This window comes from Marinilactibacillus sp. 15R (assembly GCF_001895285.1).
Taxonomy (GTDB): domain Bacteria; phylum Bacillota; class Bacilli; order Lactobacillales; family Carnobacteriaceae_A; genus Marinilactibacillus; species Marinilactibacillus piezotolerans.
Genome location: NZ_CP017761.1, coordinates 1,480,105 through 1,500,326, shown reverse-complemented (window position 1 = coordinate 1,500,326; position 20,222 = coordinate 1,480,105). Strand labels below are relative to the sequence as shown.

Annotated in this window: 19 protein-coding genes; 1 reads left to right on the top strand and 18 read right to left on the bottom strand. The window is 35.1% G+C overall.

The window, feature by feature from the left end:
* Positions 1-66: 66 nt before the first annotated feature.
* Genes BKP56_RS07440 through dinB form a run of 3 tightly spaced genes read right to left on the bottom strand, consistent with a single transcriptional unit; the run spans position 67 to position 3,539 of the window.
* Positions 67-1,056 carry a DHH family phosphoesterase gene (locus tag BKP56_RS07440; RefSeq protein WP_232226860.1) on the bottom strand — a complete coding sequence of 330 codons (990 nt, stop codon included), beginning with the start codon at positions 1,054-1,056 and terminating at the stop codon, positions 67-69.
* A 28-nt stretch (positions 1,057-1,084) separates the two neighbouring features.
* Entirely contained in the window at positions 1,085-2,389 is a 1,305-nt protein-coding gene (locus BKP56_RS07435; RefSeq protein ID WP_072694476.1) for a DRTGG domain-containing protein, read from the bottom strand.
* The gene (dinB, locus tag BKP56_RS07430; protein WP_072694475.1) at positions 2,373-3,539 is read right to left on the bottom strand and encodes a DNA polymerase IV; all 1,167 of its coding nucleotides are present in this window, start codon (positions 3,537-3,539) and stop codon (positions 2,373-2,375) included. The genes BKP56_RS07435 and dinB overlap by 17 nt, the downstream gene beginning before the upstream one ends.
* A 176-nt stretch (positions 3,540-3,715) precedes the next feature.
* Between dinB and BKP56_RS07425 the strand changes: the two genes are divergently transcribed.
* A complete protein-coding gene (locus tag BKP56_RS07425) occupies positions 3,716-5,167 on the top strand; it encodes a DDE-type integrase/transposase/recombinase (protein ID WP_072693377.1) in 1,452 nt (483 codons plus the stop codon).
* A 400-nt stretch (positions 5,168-5,567) separates the two neighbouring features.
* Here the strand turns inward: BKP56_RS07425 and BKP56_RS07420 are convergent, their stop codons facing one another.
* The 15 genes from BKP56_RS07420 to BKP56_RS07350 form a co-directional block, all read right to left on the bottom strand.
* Positions 5,568-5,852 carry a post-transcriptional regulator gene (locus tag BKP56_RS07420; RefSeq protein WP_232226859.1) on the bottom strand — a complete coding sequence of 95 codons (285 nt, stop codon included), beginning with the start codon at positions 5,850-5,852 and terminating at the stop codon, positions 5,568-5,570.
* A gap of 38 nt (positions 5,853-5,890) precedes the next feature.
* Complete coding sequence (gene yajC / locus BKP56_RS07415; protein ID WP_072694474.1) at positions 5,891-6,235, bottom strand: preprotein translocase subunit YajC; 345 nt, start codon at positions 6,233-6,235, stop codon at positions 5,891-5,893.
* Positions 6,236-6,426: 191 nt separating this feature from the next.
* A complete protein-coding gene (tgt, locus tag BKP56_RS07410; protein WP_072694473.1) occupies positions 6,427-7,572 on the bottom strand; it encodes a tRNA guanosine(34) transglycosylase Tgt in 1,146 nt (381 codons plus the stop codon).
* 33 nt (positions 7,573-7,605) lie between these two features.
* Positions 7,606-8,643, bottom strand: a complete 1,038-nt coding sequence (gene queA / locus BKP56_RS07405; RefSeq protein ID WP_072694472.1) for a tRNA preQ1(34) S-adenosylmethionine ribosyltransferase-isomerase QueA — start codon at positions 8,641-8,643, stop codon at positions 7,606-7,608.
* A gap of 34 nt (positions 8,644-8,677) precedes the next feature.
* Positions 8,678-9,697, bottom strand: coding sequence for a Holliday junction branch migration DNA helicase RuvB (gene ruvB / locus BKP56_RS07400; RefSeq protein ID WP_072694471.1), 1,020 nt, complete (start codon positions 9,695-9,697; stop codon positions 8,678-8,680).
* A 50-nt stretch (positions 9,698-9,747) separates the two neighbouring features.
* Positions 9,748-10,359 (bottom strand): Holliday junction branch migration protein RuvA, encoded by a 612-nt coding sequence (gene ruvA / locus BKP56_RS07395; protein WP_072694470.1) that lies wholly within the window; start codon positions 10,357-10,359, stop codon positions 9,748-9,750.
* Between the two features lie 94 nt (positions 10,360-10,453).
* Positions 10,454-10,894: a peptide-methionine (R)-S-oxide reductase MsrB gene (gene msrB / locus BKP56_RS07390; RefSeq protein ID WP_072694469.1), complete on the bottom strand. Its 441-nt coding sequence runs from the start codon at positions 10,892-10,894 to the stop codon at positions 10,454-10,456.
* Between the two features lie 75 nt (positions 10,895-10,969).
* Positions 10,970-12,931, bottom strand: coding sequence for a DNA mismatch repair endonuclease MutL (gene mutL, locus BKP56_RS07385; protein WP_072694468.1), 1,962 nt, complete (start codon positions 12,929-12,931; stop codon positions 10,970-10,972).
* A gap of 39 nt (positions 12,932-12,970) precedes the next feature.
* Entirely contained in the window at positions 12,971-15,589 is a 2,619-nt protein-coding gene (gene mutS / locus BKP56_RS07380) for a DNA mismatch repair protein MutS (RefSeq protein ID WP_072694467.1), read from the bottom strand.
* 56 nt (positions 15,590-15,645) lie between these two features.
* Positions 15,646-16,449 carry a TIGR00282 family metallophosphoesterase gene (locus BKP56_RS07375; RefSeq protein ID WP_072694466.1) on the bottom strand — a complete coding sequence of 268 codons (804 nt, stop codon included), beginning with the start codon at positions 16,447-16,449 and terminating at the stop codon, positions 15,646-15,648.
* 399 nt (positions 16,450-16,848) lie between these two features.
* Entirely contained in the window at positions 16,849-17,091 is a 243-nt protein-coding gene (locus BKP56_RS07370; protein ID WP_072694465.1) for a hypothetical protein, read from the bottom strand.
* Positions 17,091-17,270, bottom strand: coding sequence for a hypothetical protein (locus tag BKP56_RS07365; RefSeq protein ID WP_072694464.1), 180 nt, complete (start codon positions 17,268-17,270; stop codon positions 17,091-17,093). The genes BKP56_RS07370 and BKP56_RS07365 overlap by 1 nt, the downstream gene beginning before the upstream one ends.
* Positions 17,230-17,778: an IbrB-like domain-containing protein gene (locus tag BKP56_RS07360; RefSeq protein WP_072694463.1), complete on the bottom strand. Its 549-nt coding sequence runs from the start codon at positions 17,776-17,778 to the stop codon at positions 17,230-17,232. Before BKP56_RS07360 ends, BKP56_RS07365 begins: the two co-directional genes overlap by 41 nt.
* Positions 17,775-19,055, bottom strand: a complete 1,281-nt coding sequence (locus BKP56_RS07355; protein WP_198033934.1) for a phosphoadenosine phosphosulfate reductase — start codon at positions 19,053-19,055, stop codon at positions 17,775-17,777. The genes BKP56_RS07360 and BKP56_RS07355 overlap by 4 nt, the downstream gene beginning before the upstream one ends.
* Positions 19,024-20,211, bottom strand: a complete 1,188-nt coding sequence (locus BKP56_RS07350; protein WP_083540509.1) for a helicase-related protein — start codon at positions 20,209-20,211, stop codon at positions 19,024-19,026. The genes BKP56_RS07355 and BKP56_RS07350 overlap by 32 nt, the downstream gene beginning before the upstream one ends.
* Positions 20,212-20,222 lie beyond the last annotated feature (11 nt).

Here is a 20,222-nt window from a genome sequence, read left to right as displayed (position 1 = left end):
ATTCATTGTGTACTTATATCTATCGTATCAAACAAATTCTATAAATGACTCAGACTAAGGTATGATTTACTGTTTTGGTGGTACCCAGTTTTTAGAGATCTGTTTCATTTTATTCAAGATTTGTTCAATTTCTTTTTCATCTTGTGCGTTCGCTCCGCTAGCCAGTGGATGCCCGCCTCCATCATGCTGTTTTGCTATTTCATTAATAACAGGACCTTTTGAACGTAGACGACATCGGTAATGTTTGTCGGTTTGCTGTACAAATACACCCCATGATTTAACGCCTTGAATTGAACCTGGAAGAGATACAATTCCATTTGTATCTTTATCCTCAATATTTAAATGGTTTAATGTTTGTTGGGAAATGATAATATGCCCTACGCCTTCTTCAGATACAGAAAAGTTCTCCAGTACATATCCCATTAATTTAGCAACTGGGGGTTTGATCACATTCATCTGATTATTTAAAGCATTCGCAGAAAAGGGAAATTTCATTAATTCAGCACTAACCTGCATTGTATAACTGGAAGTTGCTTCATATAAAAAACGATTCGTATCCCCAACAATACCTCCATAGAGTAATCTTGCTGCTTCTGTGTTTATTTTTAATTCATCAGGGAAAGTCAACCATAGATCAGCGATCATTTCACTACAGCTGCTAGCTTCTGTGTTTACCCATTCGCTATCGCCATACGAATCATCTAAAGGGTGATGATCGATTTTTATCCATTTTTTCCCTAAAGAATAATTTTTATCATCAATCCTTTTGACATTTGCTGTGTCTGTAACAATAACTAGGGCATTTTCATAATCTTCTTTTGCTGGTGGAGTCATTTCTGAAAGAAATGACAGATCTCCAGTGCTTGAACCGGCTGTAAACACTCGCTTACCTGGAAAAGTGTTCTTGATTATTTCAGCTAGTCCACACTGAGATCCAATTGCATCAGGATCTGGTCTTTCATGACGATGAATAATAATTGTATCCCATTTTTTTATAATCTCTAAAATTTCTTTTTTTATTTCTCTATCTTTTATATTTGCTGTTTGTAAGCTCACAATATTTTCCTCTCGATTTTAATTATTCTCAGTGTTTTTGTAATAATTGGCAAATAACGAATGCTTTGGCAGCTAATCCATTTTCTGAATAAACTTCAATATCCAATCTTGCAGAACGCCTGCTTTTGTCAAAAATTTTAGGTTTTATGGTCAGATCACTACCAATTTGAATTAAATTTAGATAATGCAGCTGAATTTGTTCGACTACTAGATTTCTCTTATTTTGATTAGATAACATTAAATACGCTGTTTCATTAATAATTTCGCTCAATACTCCGAAAGATATTGTACCCATTCCATTTGTCATTTGAGGTGTTACATTAAATGTATATTCTTCATCAGCTACTTCTTTAATTAATTGATTAATCTGATCTGCTATAGTTTCTCCTGTCTGTGGCTGACGCTGTTGTGTCTGCATAGCTTTCATGATATCTTGACGAGAAACGATACCTAATAACTTCATTTCATCTGAAACTACAGGCATGACTTCGAGTCCATCCCAGATCATTGTATGTGAAATACTAGCTACACTCATGTGAGTAGTGGTATAAGCTGGTTCTCTTGTCATAACTCGCTTGATTAGCATAGAATCTTCTTTTCCAATAATATCTTTAGCTGTAACAATTCCAACTAAACGATTATTCGGTCCTACAACTGGAAAACGTGTATGCTGGCTGCTTTGATTAGCAATACGATAATCAAAAATCGTGTCCTCAACTGTTAAGTAATCTGTCTGTTCCAACCTAGTATAGATGGAATCAATCAGCATAATCTCTTTTTTAATCAATTGGTCGGTCATAGCTCGATTGATCATAGATCCAACGGTGAAAGTGTCATACGAAGTCGTCATAACTGGAAGGGCTAGTTCATCTGATAATGTTATAATATCTTGATCAGCTCTAAAGCCGCCTGTTATCAAAACTGCTGCACCATTTTCTAAAGATAACTTCTGTGCAGATTCTCTATTTCCAATGATCATAAGAGACTCTTCTGTAATGTAACGTAACATTGCATCTTCTTTCATGGCTCCTATAATAAATTTATTCAAAGTTTTATTGAGACCAGATTCTCCACCTAGTAATTCCCCATCGATAATCTTTAGAATTTCTTCAAATGTCAGATTCTCAATATTTGCTTCATTTTTAGTTTCAATACGAATCGTACCAACTCTTTGGATTGTAGTAACTAACCCAATATTCTCAGCTTCCTTGATTGCCCTATATGCAGTTCCTTCACTTACACTTAATTCTTTTGCAATCAGTCTAACAGATAATTTATCTCCAATAGGAAGTGATTCAATAAATGCTAATATCTGCTCATGTTTTGTTGACATCTGAGTTATCCTTCTTATCCATTTTATTTTGTTTAATCCATAAAGGTAAAGGAATATTTTCAAAGAGTAAAGAATCTAAATTTGTGACAGTAATACCAAGTAAGCGAATTCCTTTAGTCAATGATCCCTCTTCTTCAAAAATCCTTAGCGCTATAACAAACAGTTCATCTGAATCTTGAATATAGTTTGGAAAAGTTTTTCGTCTGGTAAATGTACTGAAATCATTATATCTGATTTTTAACACAACTGTTTTCCCATGTTTCTGATTTTTCTTTAATGCAGCAAAAGTAAGATTAGCGATTTGCCGTAAAGATTGTGTAACTTCCTCTTCTGATTGCAGATCATCTAAAAATGTCTTTTCTTTTCCAACAGATTTCCGGATTCTATCTGATTCCACAACACTATCATCGATTCCGCGGACTTTCCTATAAAGAGAATGTCCCATTTTCCCAAAATGCTCAACCAGTTCCATTTCGGGTTTGTTATAGAGATCATCACCTTTAAATATACCTAATTCATGCATCTTCTCCACAGACTTCTTTCCTACGCCATAATATTTTTCAATAGGTAACTGCTTCAAAAAGTCTTGTGCATCTTCAGGAGGAATTACAGTTATACCGGATGGTTTTTTAAAGTCTGAAGCTAATTTTGCAAGAAATTTATTATATGAAACTCCTGCTGAGCAAGTTAGCCGTAGTTCGTCATAGATTTCTCTTTGTATTCTTTGAGCAATCAATGTTGCACTATTTAAATTGATTTTATTTTCTGTAATGTCCAAATAAGCTTCGTCTAATGATAATGGTTGAATCAAGTCAGTGTATCGTTTGAAAATAGCTCTGATATCTCGAGAAATTGATCGATATAATTCAAAATTTCCTGAAACAAAGATACCCTCCGGGCATAATTCATATGCTTTTTGAGCACTCATTGCAGAATGAATCCCATACTTGCGCGCTTCATAGCTGGCAGTTGCAACTACTCCTCTACCGCCATTTTCTTTGGGATGTCTTGCTATGATGACAGGTTTCCCTCTTAGTGAAGGGTTTTCTCTAATCTCAACCGATGCATAAAAGGCATCCATATCTATATGAATGATTTTTCTAGAAATATCTCTTTTGGGTTCTTCAAATGTCAGAATTCCATATTTCATCTAATCACCTCTCTAACAATACAAGTAATTACCAATTTTTTTGTTTTTTCGTGTTGTTTTAATGCAACTATCGTTGCTCTATCAATTAAAATACAAAAAGGCACCTCTTCCCCCCCTTAATCTGATAAAATGAAGTTCACTAAAACAAACATTCATCACTTAAGGAGTGAAAAGAGATGCCTAATCTACTTCAGATTATCATGTATTTAGTTAATAAAATCAAGTGGCAAAACAGTTTAATTCAACTTTTAAACGATTATATTACTTGGCTTGAAGATGCGGGTGATCGACCACCTAAAGGGACCGATATCACAAAGCTTGATTACAACAAATTGACCCTTGATGACCCACCGAAAGTTGTAAAGCTTGAACGGGCGGACTATAAATACCTTCTAAAACAGGCCGTGGAAGCAGGTAAACCGATCAAACCTGTTCGTCGCCACAAGTCATCTTCTGAAGTTCCTGAAAATGTACGTTGCGCTAAGTGTCATGCGCCCCATAACTATCTCTATAAGAATAATGGTGTGCACGGACAATATCAGTGCAAAGTCTGTTGTGCTTTATTTAATTCGAAGAATCATTACTCTAAAGATGTCATTCTCAAATGTCCTCACTGTGAGAAGTGTCTTGAGAAGATTAAACAACGGTCTGAATTCGACATCTACAAGTGTAAAAACGACACTTGTCCTTATTATATTCAGGCGTTAAACCAGTTGAGTGAGGAGCAAAAGGAACTCTATACTGTCGCACCATACTACTTAAAGCTACGATACGTCTATCGTCAGTTTAATTTAAAACTCGAGGACATCAAGTCCTATGGACTGATTGAATCGCCAGTTGACTTAAGTCGCATTCATGCCTCACCTCGATTATTAGGTGAGATTTTGACCTACCACGTTAATTACGGCCTTCCTGCACCTAAGGTTGCCGCATTAATCTACGACATACACGGAGTAAAGATTGGTAGACAGACGATATTAAACTACGCGGCAGCAGCAGGGGCTCAACTTTACACCCTTACTCAACACTACCCCTATGATCTTTCTGATCAGATCTGTGGAGACGAGACCTACATCCGTGTCGGGAAAAAATGGCACTATATCTGTTACTTCTTCGATGCAAAGAATAAAATCATCTTATCCCAAAGAGTGTCTGAAAAACGCAATACTGAATTAGCAATCAGGGCCATTCACGATGTGCTCGACCACTATATAGCTAGCGAAATCCCTGAGGATTTAAACCTCATCGTTGACGGAAACCCCATTTACAAACTGGCACAACATTTCCTGGCCCAACACGGCCTGAACTTCGATATCACTCAAGTCATTGGTTTAACCAACGAGGACGAAGTATCTAGACAATATAGGCCCCTTAAACAAATCATCGAACGATTGAACCGGACTTACAAAGGCAATTACCGTGGTACCCATGGATTTAAATCTCAAAATGGTGCACGTGCTCATGTCGCTTGCTTTACTGCCTGCTTCAACTTTCTACGTCCACATCAGTCATTAGATGGCGAAGTTCCTGTGAGGATTCCATTCGTCCATGATGATGCAAAAACAATGCCCGACAAGTGGATCCGTTTATTATCTTTCGGGAACAGTGTTCTACAGTACACGGACTAATACTGTAGAAGTGATTTTACATATCTCGAAAAACTTCAAAAAAACGAAGTTTTTTAAACATGCCTTCTTATACTTCTCGTTGCTTTACTGGATCTGTTATAAAGCTGTTTAATCCAGACAATGATTGGATTATATTACCTTCATCGACAGAAATCATCATACGAGCAACGAGAAATTTGGGAAACATAATTTTTCATAGATTATTGGGAGTTACCACAATACAACTTTCTTAACTGATCATAAGATTGCTTATTATAATTTTATCGTTTAATTTATAAGTTTCTACTAATTATTATACTAGAAACATAAAGAAATGACGAACTACTTCCGTAAGGAACTCTTACATATCTCATTATACAAATAATAAAAGCAAGGAATGCGTAGGCATTCCTTGCTTTTATTACTTACCTAATATGTCGTTGAGTTCCATTTCATCTAATGAAGATACGTTATAAATCTGTGCTTCAAGTGAAGCAAAATTAAAGTAATCATTCACCTTGATTTCCATTATTGCCTTAACTTCTTCATGGTATCTTTCTGGGCGAGCGTGCTTCCACAAAAAAGTATTACAATACTTCCATAAGTCTTCAACCGTAACTTGATCATATCCATTTTTCAAAAACTCTTCTTGCTTCATTCTCAGCCAAGTCTCGTAATTAAAAAAAGCTTGTGTTTGATAGCCCAAAAAGATACCCTCCTTTGTTGATTAACTATTCAATTATTTTATTCTTCTTCACTGCTTGAATCAGGTGTATTTGTTCCTAATTCTTCCGTAGTCGTTGTGTTGTTAGAAACTGTCTCTGCTTTAGTAACAATACGTGCTATCGCACGTCGTTCAAAAGTTAGATAGATTCCTTCACAGTCAAGAACAACCGTTTTGTCATCTGCTGAGACTTCATCGATTACTCCATGAAGCCCACCAATTGTTACAACTGAATCCCCTTTTTGTAAAGAATTCAACATATTCTGTGCTTCTTTAGCACGTTTCTGCTGCGGTCTGACCATTAAAAAATAAGCGATACCTATGATAAACGCAAAAGGTAAAACTGTTCCAAATATTGCTTCCATTTTATTTTCCTCCATTATATCATTTCTATATTCGAGACAACTTAACTAGATTAGAATCTTCACTGAGTTAAAATCGAGTAACATTGATATCTTTCACTAGTTTATCTCATGTGTCTTTTAAGTGACTGTCCAATGACACTTATTACCTTATCAGATTTTGTAAGCGAATGCTACAAAAGATTGACGCGATTCTAAAAGTTTTTTGGATTAGGTTTATTATATCCGTATTCTTCAAAGAAGCTTTCTTTAAACTCTAATAAGTTATCTTCTCTAATTGCCTGGCGGACTTTTTTCATAAGATCAAGTAAAAAGTATAAGTTATGATAACTCGTTAAGCGAAGTCCAAACGTTTCGTCTGATTTAATTAAATGACGAATATAAGCTCTAGAATAGTTTCTACATGTATAGCAGTTGCAATTCTCATCCAGAGGTCTATAGTCTCTAGCATATTCAGCATTTTTTATGACAACTCTACCTTTGCTCGTCATCGTTGTTCCGTTACGTGCGATTCGAGTTGGAAGTACACAATCAAACATATCAATTCCTCTTATCACACCTTCGATCAAAGCATCCGGCGTTCCTACACCCATTAAGTATCTCGGTTTATTTTCAGGCAATAGAGGTGTAGTGAAATCCAGTACTCTATACATTTCTTTTTTTGGTTCTCCTACAGATAAGCCGCCAATCGAATACCCCGGAAAATCCATACTCACAAGATCTTTAGCAGATTGTTTTCTTAGATCTTCGAACCCAGCTCCTTGTACAATTCCAAATAACCCTTGTTTATTCAGTTTTTCATGTGCTTTCAAACCACGTTCGGCCCATCTTGATGTTCTTTCGACAGACTTTTTAACATAGTCGTAGCTTTCATCGAATGGAGGGCACTCATCAAAGCTCATCATGATATCAGAGCCTAGTTTGTTCTGGATCTGAATCGCTTTTTCCGGAGACAAAAACAATTTGGATCCATCCAGATGACTTCTAAAATGTACCCCTTCTTCTTTGATATCTCTCATATCTGACAACGAGAAGACTTGGAATCCTCCCGAATCAGTTAAAATCCCTCTGTCCCAATTCATAAATTCGTGTAACCCACCAGCTTCATCAACAATATCTTCACCGGGACGTAGCCATAGATGATACGTATTACTTAAAATAATGCCCGCACCCATTTCTTCAAGTTCTTCAGGAGCCATTGTTTTCACACTAGCTAATGTTCCTACTGGCATAAACATCGGTGTTTCAAATGTTCCATGGGGTGTTTCAATTTTACCTAATCTGGCACCCGTGTGTTTTTCTTTCTTTTCTAAATGATACTTTACTGGATGATCTATCATTGCAATCCTCAATTTCTATCAATTAATATTTGATTATTTTTTTAAAAACATAGCATCCCCAAAACTAAAGAAGCGATACTGTTCTTCTACTGCATGATTATAAGCTTCTAAAACAAATTCCCTTCCCGCAAATGCACTGACTAACATAATTAAAGTAGATTTGGGCAGATGGAAATTAGTTAAAAATGCATCCACAACTTTGAAGTTATAGCCTGGCGAAATAAAAATATCTGTCCAGCCACTATCTGCTTCAAGTTTGCCATCGAATTTTGTACCAATTGTCTCAAGGGTTCTTATGGATGTTGTTCCAACAGCAACAATTTTCCCATTATTTTCCCGGGTTTTATTTAACACTTGAGCTGCCTCTTCTGTTAATTGGTAAAACTCTTCATGCATCTTATGTTCTTCTAAGTTATCTACGTTTACCGGGCGGAATGTCCCAAGTCCAACATGCAAAGTCAGAAAAACAATTTGAACTCCTTTACTTTTCAATTTCGCCAATATATCTTGTGTAAAATGAAGTCCAGCAGTAGGGGCTGCTGCTGATCCATTTTCTTTTGCATATACAGTCTGATAGCGATCAGGGTCATCAAGTCTTTCTTTGATATAAGGAGGTAAAGGCATTTCACCTAAAGATTCTAATGTTTCCAGAAAAATTCCTTCATAGTCGAATTCTATTATTCTACCACCATGATCCAGTTCTTCCAGTACAGTTCCTATTAACCTGCCATCACCAAATTTGATTTTTGATCCTGCTTTTACTTTCTTTGCAGGTTTAGCAAGTGTTTCCCACTGATCTCCATCTATATTTTTCAAGAGTAACAATTCGATATGGGCACCCGTTTCCACTTTTTCTCCATGGAGTCTTGCAGGCAAAACTCGTGTATTGTTCATTACTAATGCATCCCCAGCATTAAGTTCATCCACAATATTTTCAAATTGTTTATCTTTTACTGATTGTCTAGTTTTAGACAAGACCATCATTCTTGAAGATGATCGATCTTTTAGTGGTGTCTGAGCAATCAATTCTTCTGGAAGATTAAAATCAAAATCGTCTGTTACTAATGTCACTATTCTCTCTCCTCTTTATCCATAAAAAAATATATTAATTCACCTTATTCTCATTCAAAGGAATATTGAAATGCTGATAAGCTTTCGCTGTTGCCACTCTGCCTCTGGGGGTGCGTTGGATAAATCCTTCTTTCAAAAGAAAAGGTTCAACCATATCTTCAATCGTGTCCATTTCTTCCCCAATATTGGCTGACAAGGTATTCAACCCTACTGGACCGCCATTATAAATTTCAATCATTGTTTTTAGTAATTTCTGATCGACTATATCTAATCCTTGGTGATCAACGCGGAGTAAATCAAGTGCTTTAGCAGCAATCTGTTCTGTGACAACTCCTTCACCAATAACTTCTGCGTAATCACGTACTCTCTTAAGTAAGCGATTCGCGATTCTAGGAGTTCCTCTAGACCTTCTGGCAACTTCAATAGCCCCGGTCTGATCAGTTTTAGTTTGCAAAACATCAGAGGTTCTTTCTACAATCTCTTTTAAATCAGACTCAGTGTAATATTCCATATGTGATAATATACCGAAACGATCTCTTAATGGAGCCGATAGATTTCCTGCTCTAGTCGTAGCACCAATCAATGTAAATGGTGGCAAAGGAAAGTGAACAGGATGAGCCGTTTCTCCCTGACCAATAATAATATCAATAAAATAATCTTCCATTGCCGAATACAGCATTTCTTCAACCACTCTAGGCAGACGATGAATCTCATCTATAAATAAAATGCCTCCTGGTTCTAAATCATTCAGTAAAGCAACTAGATCTCCTGGTTTTTCAATAGCAGGTCCACTTGTTGTACGAATCGTCGTATTCATTTCATTTGCAATCACCATCGCCATAGTTGTTTTCCCTAGTCCTGGCGGTCCATATAGTAGTACATGATCTAAGGCTTCTTCTCTATTTTTTGCAGCTTCTATATAAATCATCAGTTCATTTTTTATCTTATCCTGCCCAATATACTGATCAAAATATTGAGGTCTTAAAGTTTTTTCCAGAGACATCTCTGTCTCATTCATAATTTCTTCTGAACTCATTCTATTTTCATTCTCCATTCTTCCACCTCCATTACTTTTCTAACATAGATTTCCTGAATTTCTCTTAATTATTTCATTAGTAATCTTAATCCTTCCCGAATGTAAGCATCCGTTGTGGTTCGTTCCAGTTCTTCCAATGTTTTTTCAACTTTAGTCACTTCTCTCTTTGCATATCCAAGGGCATATAAAGCTTCTATTGCTTCTTGTAAAGAGAGATTACTCTGTTTTGAATCAATCCGTAAATCTTCTGATAACTGTCCAGTAAAGTTATCTATACCCAATTCTCCTAATTTCCCTTTTAAATCAAGAACAATCTGAGAAGCAGTCTTTTTACCGACTCCTGGAAATTTTTGTAAAAACTTTATATTTTCATGTTCTATTGCCTGAATCAATCCCATGTGATCTTCATTCGCCAAAATCGCTAAAGCACTTTTGGGTCCGATACCAGAAACGTTAATCAATTTCAAAAAAAGTCCTTTCTCTTCATAGGACTTGAATCCGAACAATCTCATATCATCTTGGGAAACATTTTGATAAAGATAGATCATTACTTCTTTTGAATGATAATCCGTATATCTAAAAGGATTTGCCATTAAAATATGATATCCAACCCCATAGGCTTCTACAACTAAGTAGCCAGGATAAATATGAGTTAGAATACCTTTTATGTATTCGTACATTTAAAAGCTCCTATTCTAATTTAAATTCCTTATTATTGTAACATAGAAAGACCCAGCCCGAAAAAACACTTTGGGCTGGGATGGTTTTTGAAAATCAATCAAATTCTGAAAGATACTCTTCATATCCTGCTTCTTTTAATTTTGATTTAGGAATGAACTTCATTGCAGCTGAATTAATACAGTAGCGCATGCCACCTTTTTCTTGCGGTCCATCATTAAATAAGTGTCCTAAGTGAGAATTTGCTTCGCTACTTCTAACTTCTACTCTTTCCATACCATAAGAAGTATCTCTTAGCTCTTTTATACCGCGTTTTTTTATTGGTTTGGAAAATGATGGCCATCCACATCCAGCATCATATTTATCATTAGAAGAAAATAAGGGTTCTCCACTTACGATATCAACGAAAATGCCATCTTCATAAAAATCATCGTACTCTCCAGTGAAGGCTCTTTCTGTTGCACTATTTTGAGTTACTTCATATTGTTCTTTAGTTAGTCGCTGTTTCAATTCCTCTTTTGAAAAATTTTCAGTCATTAAAACCCCTCCTATTCTTTCCTATTGTACCAATTTATAGTAAGGAATAAAAGTTTGTGCTTTATTAAATTTTGCTCAATGAGGGTCCTGGATTCGTTTAAACATCTTTTCCATGTCTTTATTGGTCATTTTAACAAGTACTGGCCTTCCATGGGGGCAATTGTAAGGATTTTCTGTATATTTCAAATCTTCTAAAAGTGTTCTGGCTTCATTGGGAGTTAAATAATGGTTTGCCTTGATGGACCGTTTGCAACTCATCATAATGGCTGTTGCCTCCCTGAATTTTGCTATAGAGATTTGATTGGTTTCAAGTAGAAAATCAATCATTTCTTTGACAATTTCTTCTTCTTGACCTGCCTTGAACCATGAAGGATGGCTTCTAACTAAAAAGCTGTTTTGTCCGAATTCTTCCAGAGAAACTCCGGCAGTCTCTAATTTTTTCAAATTTTCCCGAATCGTAATCGCATCATTAGCAGGATACTCCAAGACGATAGGTACTAATAGATTTTGTTGCGCAGTCCCATCTTTTTCGATTTCTTTTCTATAATATTCATATTTAATTCGTTCTTGGGCTGCATGTTGATCAATAATAAATAAGCCTTCTTCATTTTGAGCAAATAGATAAGTCCCATGCATTTGACCAACATAATCTAGAATCGGAAATGACTGATTGGCTTTTGATTCTTTCATTACCTTATTTGCTGTTTGTAAAGGTGATTCATCTAAATGTGTATGATTATCCTCAAAAGTTTGTCCATTCAATATATTAGCATTATTTTGATTAGTATTTGTATACCCCTCATAATTTTCAGACTCTAGGAATACAAAACTTGTTTCTTGACTCAAACTGTTTGGTTCACTTTGTCTGATTTCGTTATCTTTTTGCAGGTTTTCATTATATTGATTTTCATTTTTATAATCATCAGAGTCTATTGAGAAATCCGATTCATTTCTAGTATTACTATTATTCCAGTCAAACGATGTCTGAGTCGGTTTATCATTTTGATGACGTCTACTTGAATAAATATTTCCCAGTGCATCCGGTATTCGTTGTTCTGCACTCATTAGATCATTTACAGCTTTTTTGACTAATTCGCCTAATTCTTTTTCGTTACTGATTCGAACCTGTTGTTTTGTTGGATGAACATTCACATCCAACAACAATGGGTCCATTTCAATCTTTACGACTGCTAATGGATATCTACCCACCATTAATTTAGAAGAATAGCCGTCGACAATTGCCTGCGCCAGAGCGTAATTTCTTATATGCCTGCCATTTACAATGATGGTCATATAAGATTTACTTGCTCTTGTAGATTCCGGAAGTGATACATACCCATATACTTTAAAATCAAAACTGGTTGATTCAATCTTTTTCATTGTTTTGGCTGTCTCCACACCATATACACCTGCTATGGCTTGCCTTATATCTCCGTTACCGACCGTTTTCAATAAAGTATTTTCATCACTGAACAAGCGAAAACTAATTTCTGGATGTGCTAATGCTAAGCGATTGATTGTATCACTTATATGGGCTAATTCAGTTTTAATAGTCTTTACATACTTCAGTCTGGCTGGTGTATTAAAAAATAATTGTTCAACTTTTATCAAGGTTCCTCTTCTGGAAGAAGCGGGTTTACTTTCTACTAATTTTCCCCCTTCAAGTTTTATGTGTCTACCAGCTTTTCCTTCTTGAGCTGATTCAACTGTTACCATAGAAACAGAAGCTATACTCGGCAGTGCTTCTCCTCTAAAACCTAAAGTACGTATACGGAACAAGTCTTCATTGGAAATCAATTTGCTTGTGGCATGCCTTTCAAAAGCTTGCTCCACTTCATCTGAATGAATACCTTCTCCATTGTCAGTAACTTGAATCAATTTTAATCCTGCTTCTTCAACATGGATATCAATTTTTGTACTATTTGCATCTATTGAGTTTTCAACGAGTTCTTTGACTACAGATGCTGGTCGTTCAATAACTTCTCCTGCTGCTATTTGATTGGCTAATACAGAAGACATAATCTGGATTTTCGGCATAAGTATCCTCCTTTCTAAATGACTTTTAAAAAATATTCATTATTTTAATTTGTTTTGTAGTTCGTTCAACAAGTTAATTGCTTCTAGTGGTGTTAAATTCAAAATATTTGCTTTACGTAAAGCTTCAATAACGTTACCTTCAGTTTCTTGCATTTGAGCTCCAAATAAGGATAATTGTTCATCTACAGAAGAATTTTCCATTTCCAGATTTATTGCAGGTTCAGGAGTTGATTGTGATTCAATTTCTTTATTTTTAAATAGATTTTCTTCTTTTTGCTCTAGCTGAGATAAAATATCTGACGCTCGTCCAATTAAAGTATCAGGTAGTCCTGCAAGTTTTGCAACTTGCACACCATAACTTTTATCTGCTGGACCATCAAGCATTTTATGCAAGAAAACTAGTCGGCCATTTTCTTCTACAGCACCTACGTGGATATTTTTCAATTTAGGCAATCGTTGATCTAACACCGTCAATTCATGATAATGCGTCGAAAACAATGTTTTTGCACCAATTTTATTGTGAACATATTCTATGATGGCTTCAGCTAAAGCCATACCATCATATGTTGCTGTTCCCCGTCCAATCTCATCAAATAAAAGTAAGCTTTTAGATGTTGCATATTCTAAAGCATTATTTGTCTCCGTCATTTCAACCATAAATGTACTTTGTCCACCAATCAAATCATCCATGGCTCCAATACGTGTAAAGATACGATCAAAAATAGGCAGTTTGGCGTATTGACTCGGAACATAACACCCCATCTGTGCCATAATGACAGTTAAGGCTAACTGCCTCATATACGTGCTTTTACCAGACATATTTGGACCAGTAATCAGCAGCACATCCGTACCTTCTTCAAGGTTGACGTCATTTGGTACATAAACTTGTTCTCTCATGACTTTCTCAACAACAGGATGCCGTCCTTCTTTGAGTAAAATATCTTGTGATGCTGTATTAAATTCTGGCCTTACATAATTATACGTTTCACTAATAAAGGCAAAAGATTGCAAGCAATCTATTTCAGCAACAACTCTTGCTAATTTTTGAAGTCTTTTAATATGATGTTTCACTTGTTCTCTAATATTAACAAGAAGTTCATATTCTAGTGCTTTTGATTTTTCTTCTGCCTCTAGTATTAAAGATTCTTTTTCCTTTAATTCCGGGGTGCTGTATCGTTCAGCGTTGGTCAATGTCTGCTTTCTTTGATATCTAGCATCATCAATTTTATCAACATTCGCTTTGGTTACTTCAATGTAGTAACCAAATACTTTATTGAATCCGATTTTTAAATTTTTGACACCGGTTATTTCCCGTTCCTTTGCTTCTAAATTAGCAATCCATCTTTTTCCATTGACCATAGCATCTTTATATTCATCTAGTTTATCATGGAATCCAACTTTAATAATTTCTCCATCAGTAATGGATAGAGGTGGTTCCTCTTCAATAGCCTGATCAATAAGAGAAGCAATTTCTTCAACTGGATCTAATTCTTTTAATAAAGAATCCCATTCATGAGATGCATTCATCGAATTAATTATGTGAATAAGATTTGGTACTTGATTCAATGAATTTTTCAGTTGGATTAAATCGCGTGCATTCACAGTACCAAACGCTACTCTTCCGGCTAATCTTTCCAAATCATAAATACTGGTAAGCGTGTCCGTCAAATCTGTTCGCTCGAAAAAATGATCAATTAGTACGCCTACGATATTTAAACGATTTTCAATAGTCATTTTACTAATCAGAGGTTTCTCAAGCCATTGTCTGAGCATTCGACCACCCATCGCTGTTTTAGTTTCATCTAGCAACCATAACAATGTTCCCTTTTTGGAGCCATCCCTTAGAGAGATTGTTAATTCTAAGTTCCTCCGTGCTTCTTGTCCATAAATTAAATAATGAGAAGTTTCATATTCTTCAGCCGGTTGAAGATGATCTAAACTGCGCATTTGTGTATTCATTAGATAGATCAGTAACAAATCAAGTACAGGATAGAGAGATTTATTTGAACAATTTTCTTTTAGACTATTTAAATCTTTGTCTTCTAGGTTTTCTAGAGAACCCTCTGAAATAACTATACCTAATTCATCAGCTAGTTTTTGCTGGAAATTCTTCTCTTGATCAACTTTGAATAAGACTTCCTTTATTTTTAATGATTGAAGTTCTGTTTTCACTTCCTGTTCAGTACTCAATCTAGTTACTTTTAGTTCTCCAGTCGTCAAATCGGTATATGAAAATAGGTATTCCTGTTCGACTTTTAGAACTGCTGCGATGTAATTATTCTCCTTAGCATCTACAGAAGAGGTGTTCATGACCGTTCCCGGCGTAATGACTTGCACCACCTCTCTTTTGACCATACCTTTAGCTAATTTCGGGTCTTCTACTTGTTCACATATTGCGACCTTATGACCTAGTTCGATCAGCGTATCAATATATCTCTGAGCAGAATGATGTGGTACTCCACACATTGGGATTTGCTCTTCAGCATTCTTGTTTCTACTGGTTAAAGTTAATTCCAATATCTGAGCGACTTCGATGGCATCATTAAAGAACAATTCATAAAAGTCTCCTAATCTATAAAATAGATACACGTCTGGGTATTTTTCTTTAATTTCTAGATATTGAATCATCATCGGTGTATGTTTTGTCTTTTGAGGCATCTATCTCCTCACCCCTTTTACCATAAAATTACTAATCAAATTTCAGCTTTATTTATTTAATCATAAAACGGTGTATCGTCATCTATTCGAATTGATTCAATTACTTTTGTCTTACCAGTTACATTATCAAATTCTATGAAACAGCCATTTAGTTTTTTACGTCCGTTATCTGGTACTTCAAATCGGGCAGGAAGCTGCGTTAAAAACTTTTTGATTATAGCTTCTCTTTTCATCCCTAATATGCCATCGTAAAATCCAGTCATTCCCACGTCCGACATATAGCCAGTTCCAGAAGGAAGAATTCTCTGATCGTTTGTCTGTACATGGGTATGTGTACCGAGTACGGCAGAAGCGTGTCCATCCATATACCATCCCATAGCTTCTTTTTCACTCGTTGCTTCCCCATGAAAATCTATCAATATATGTGGGGTTCTTTTTTTTGCCTCTTCAACTAATTTCATACCAATTTGAAAAGGATCTTCAAAATCTCCCATAAAAACTCTTCCATGTAAATTGATTACGGCTAGTTCTTGTTGATTAATTTTAATATAGGCGATACCCTTACCTGGAACTCCAACTGATGAAGGATAATTTGCTGGTCGAATCAATTTTTTAGCATCATCTATGAAATCAAATATTTCTCTTTGATCCCAAGTGTGATTTCCCATTGTTACGGCATCTACTCCATTTTGCAAAAACTCTTTATAGATTTTTTCTGTAATACCTCTACCTCCAGCGGCATTTTCTCCATTCACTATTGTTGCTTGAGGCTTATATTTACTCTTTAATTTCGGTAAATATTCTCGAACCATTTCTTGGCCCACTGAGCCTACTACGTCGCCTATAAATAATACTTTCATTTAATATTCCTCTTCTCCGTTAGGTACTCCTTATTTTACCAGTATTACTACAGCAAAATCAAAGTGAATCTGGTAATTTGAGTATGTAAAAAGATGTACTCTCTTAGCACCTGTCATTAGCTGGCTGTCATTTAACCTTAATACAAAAAAACTAGAACAAATAACTCTGTCCTAGTTTCTTGATTATTTAATTATTTTGCATATTCAACGGCTCTTGTTTCGCGTATCACCGTTACTTTAATATGTCCAGGATAGTCCATATCTTAAATATCACTTTAGTTACAGATGTATACTAGTGATAATCGTTGATTTAAAAACGTTTATTATTATTTTTAATCTTATTTATATGTACCGATATGATAAAAAAGGGGCATTTTTGCCCCATATTTTGCCCCTTTTTTACATCGTATCATTTTGTTTATTTAGATACTTAAGCAAAAATGCAGCATCCACTAAATCATAAGTACCTTCTAAATTATCCTCTTGAAATTGATAATCTGTATATAACTTAGCGCCATTCTCTCGTTTGTAGTATGCCTTTACTTTAAAGTTTCCAAACTCTTCTATATCTGCTTTTAACTCTCGGATCAAGTCGCCACTATCGTAGCTATATTTAATCCCATCTTCTCCAATTATTGCCACTATATTTCTTCCTCTCTTATTTTTATGAGTTCTTTCAATTCTTCTAAATCATCTTTTGTAGCTTTATTTCTAATAAAAGACCTCGCTGTCGTTCGGTAGCTAAGGTAGTTTCTATGTTCTCTATTTTTCTTTGCATAGTTATCTTGTGCTTTCTTTTGTGCTTCTGTTAGTTTCCCCATCTATCTTCTCCTTAAATTCTATCCATGATTTACTAAATTCATGATTAGAGAATGCTTCTTTCAATCCGCTAACCTGTTTCAATCGGATCACTTCGTCTAGTTCCATTCCTAAATGTTTACATATAGCTATATCATCCCAACCTTGGCTACTTAAGTCAACAACAATCTCGCTCATGTTATTGATTTGGTGAGTTCCTCTGGCTCTGTTGTGGCGGATAGTGGAAGCCATGCGGTCTTTAATGTCTTTGTCGATCACAACAACCGGAACTTCATCCAATTTAAAATATTTAATCGCCACTGTATATCTGTGGAACCCATCTACGATTTCATATTCATCATTTTCTTTATCGTAGTATGCTACGAGTGGTTGAGTATACCCATCCTCTTCAATAGAGTGTTTGAGCAGTTTCATTTCTGGTGTTGCTACTTTGTTAGGGTTGTAGTTGTTTGCTCTCATTTTTTTTATAGGAATCATTTTTACATCCAATACAGGAAAATCTATTTTCATGATCTCACTTCTCTCTCGTAAAATTGTTTTAAGTGTTTGTCGTTTGTTGCATTAGGCGATAAAAGATTATCGTATTTAGAAACTAACTTTTTAAGCCGTTCTTCGTCTGATTTATTTTGTGAGAAACTTAATCGTTTCATGTAAAAATCATTTCTTTCTATTGCTCTCGCTATCCGTCTCCAGCTAATCACTTTCTTTTGAGATTCTTGTTTCTTGTCTGCTGCATCCGGGATATCAGCTAACTTTATACCTTCATTTTTTTCGTAAAATGCGATAAACTTATCTATTTTTTCGATATAGTGATCCATCAGCTCACTATTATATAAACCGATACTTTCTAAAAGGAAAATAGCGTATTGTTCCCAATTCAAATGTTCAGGTTTATTTGTTTTAATGTTACCTAAAGCAGAAGTACGAGCGTATATATTCCCAAAATTCACCCCGTTTACTCGTTCTAATAGTTTTTCCCAAGTTTCGTACTCTAATGCCATATACTGATCCAAACCATTGCGCTGATCGTCTCCAAACGGCTGGCACAGTCGTTGTTCGTTAAGTGCTAGACCATTCTTATACATCATCTCGTAAACTTGGTTATAGCTTAAATCTAGCTTACTCACAGCGCCCCATACATCTTCAGTGACCCAATCATATATAGGATAGAAGTTGGCTGCATCCAATTCTTTCGTTCGATCTTTAATTATGGTAGTCCACTGATTACCTTCTATAGTTTTCTTTTTATTACTTGCTATTGTTCTCCATCGGTTCAAACTTTCTTGCGACCGTATTCCGATTCCTGCACCGGTGTGTCCGTGTTTATCAGAATACCAACGTGCGAAATGGATAATGAACTCTTCGAATTCCATACCTTTGTAAAAAAACTCAAAAGGGTTATTATTCATATTAATCGAATCTACAGGAAGGTCACGGATCCATTTCTGTTTGTCGTTTTCGTCCCAACATATCCATTTAGGTTGCAGCTGTGTCACTGCGTTTCTTAAACTCATCGGTAATGCTATATGGTAAAATTCTCTAATATTAGATAATTCTTTCAACTCATAGATATGATCAATCGTGGCTTTGAATTGAGCTTCAAAGTCAATATAAAGTACATCAAATTCTTTATCTAATCTTTTAGCAACAATATTAGCTAACTGGATCATCACCGAGCTATCTTTTCCACCGCTGAAACTAAAATAAACACTATCAAAATGATTAAAAGCCCATTCAATTCTTTCTAAAGCAGAATCAAGCACGTTTTTTTCTAGATACTTTTTCATTTTCAAACACCTCTTTCACTTCTTCTATTAGCAAATCGCTTAACCCTTTTTTATTCGTCAAGTTATTTTCGATTAGATCGTATATTCCTAAATCACTAGTGAAATAGGTATATTTAATATCTCTTTCTTGACCTAATCGTTTGATCCTCGCTTGCGCTTGGTCTATTTTCCCGTAATCAAAAGTCAAACTAGAGAATGCGATTTGATTACAGAATTGTAAGTTTAATCCAAAAGCACCAACGCCATAGGTCATCAAAAGTGGTTTATCGCCTTTTTCGAATTTTTCTAATATAATCTGTCTGTCTTCCTTTTTTGTATCTCCAGTAATTACGTAACAATCATTTTTATAATTAATCTTTTCTACTTCTTCTAAAAAAGCGCAGTATACAATCGTTTGCCCATATAATTGTTTCCTTATATTTTTGCAGCGTTCTTTATCTGTAAAAACAACTTTTTGCATGCTTACTAGATGATGTAAAAAAGGTTCTTCTTCTCTGATAGATTCTAACAATTCTTCTTTTATACAAATATAATCTTCAAACGCATCCATGGAAGATTCTATCATTTCATATTCTGTTTTTACTTCTTTATCAAAATCTAAATAGGACCTAAAAATGTAAGGCTCAATTAATTTATATAAGACATCTATGTTCACTTGACTCAATTTATAAAATACATGCGGTTTTTGAAATTTCTTTTTATACTCCACTTTGGTAAAGAAAGTGTTTAAAAATTCCTGATCACTCATATTAATAATTTTAGGCGATAAAAAATACATTTGATTATAGATATCCCATTCATTTTTCGTGATCGGAGTACCATTCATAATTAATCTGTATTCGCTATATTGAGCTAAGTGGACAACTCTTGAAAAGCGTTTTGTTTTATCATTTTTAATAAATATAGATTCATCCGCAATCATAAATAGTTTACCTTTTGTCTTCTCTATTTTTTCTTTTAATTCTAAATACGTTTTATTGCTTGATGATAGAGTTTCATAAGCGATCACAATAAATTCTATTTTAAGATCCCATTTCTCAAGTTCTTCAATTAAATTATTTTTAGTCGAAAACGGGCAAAAGAAAACAGCTAATTCACTATCAGTAGATTCAATTAATTCTACAGCTACCCTCGTTTTTCCTGATCCTTGTTCCATAAATAAGGCGC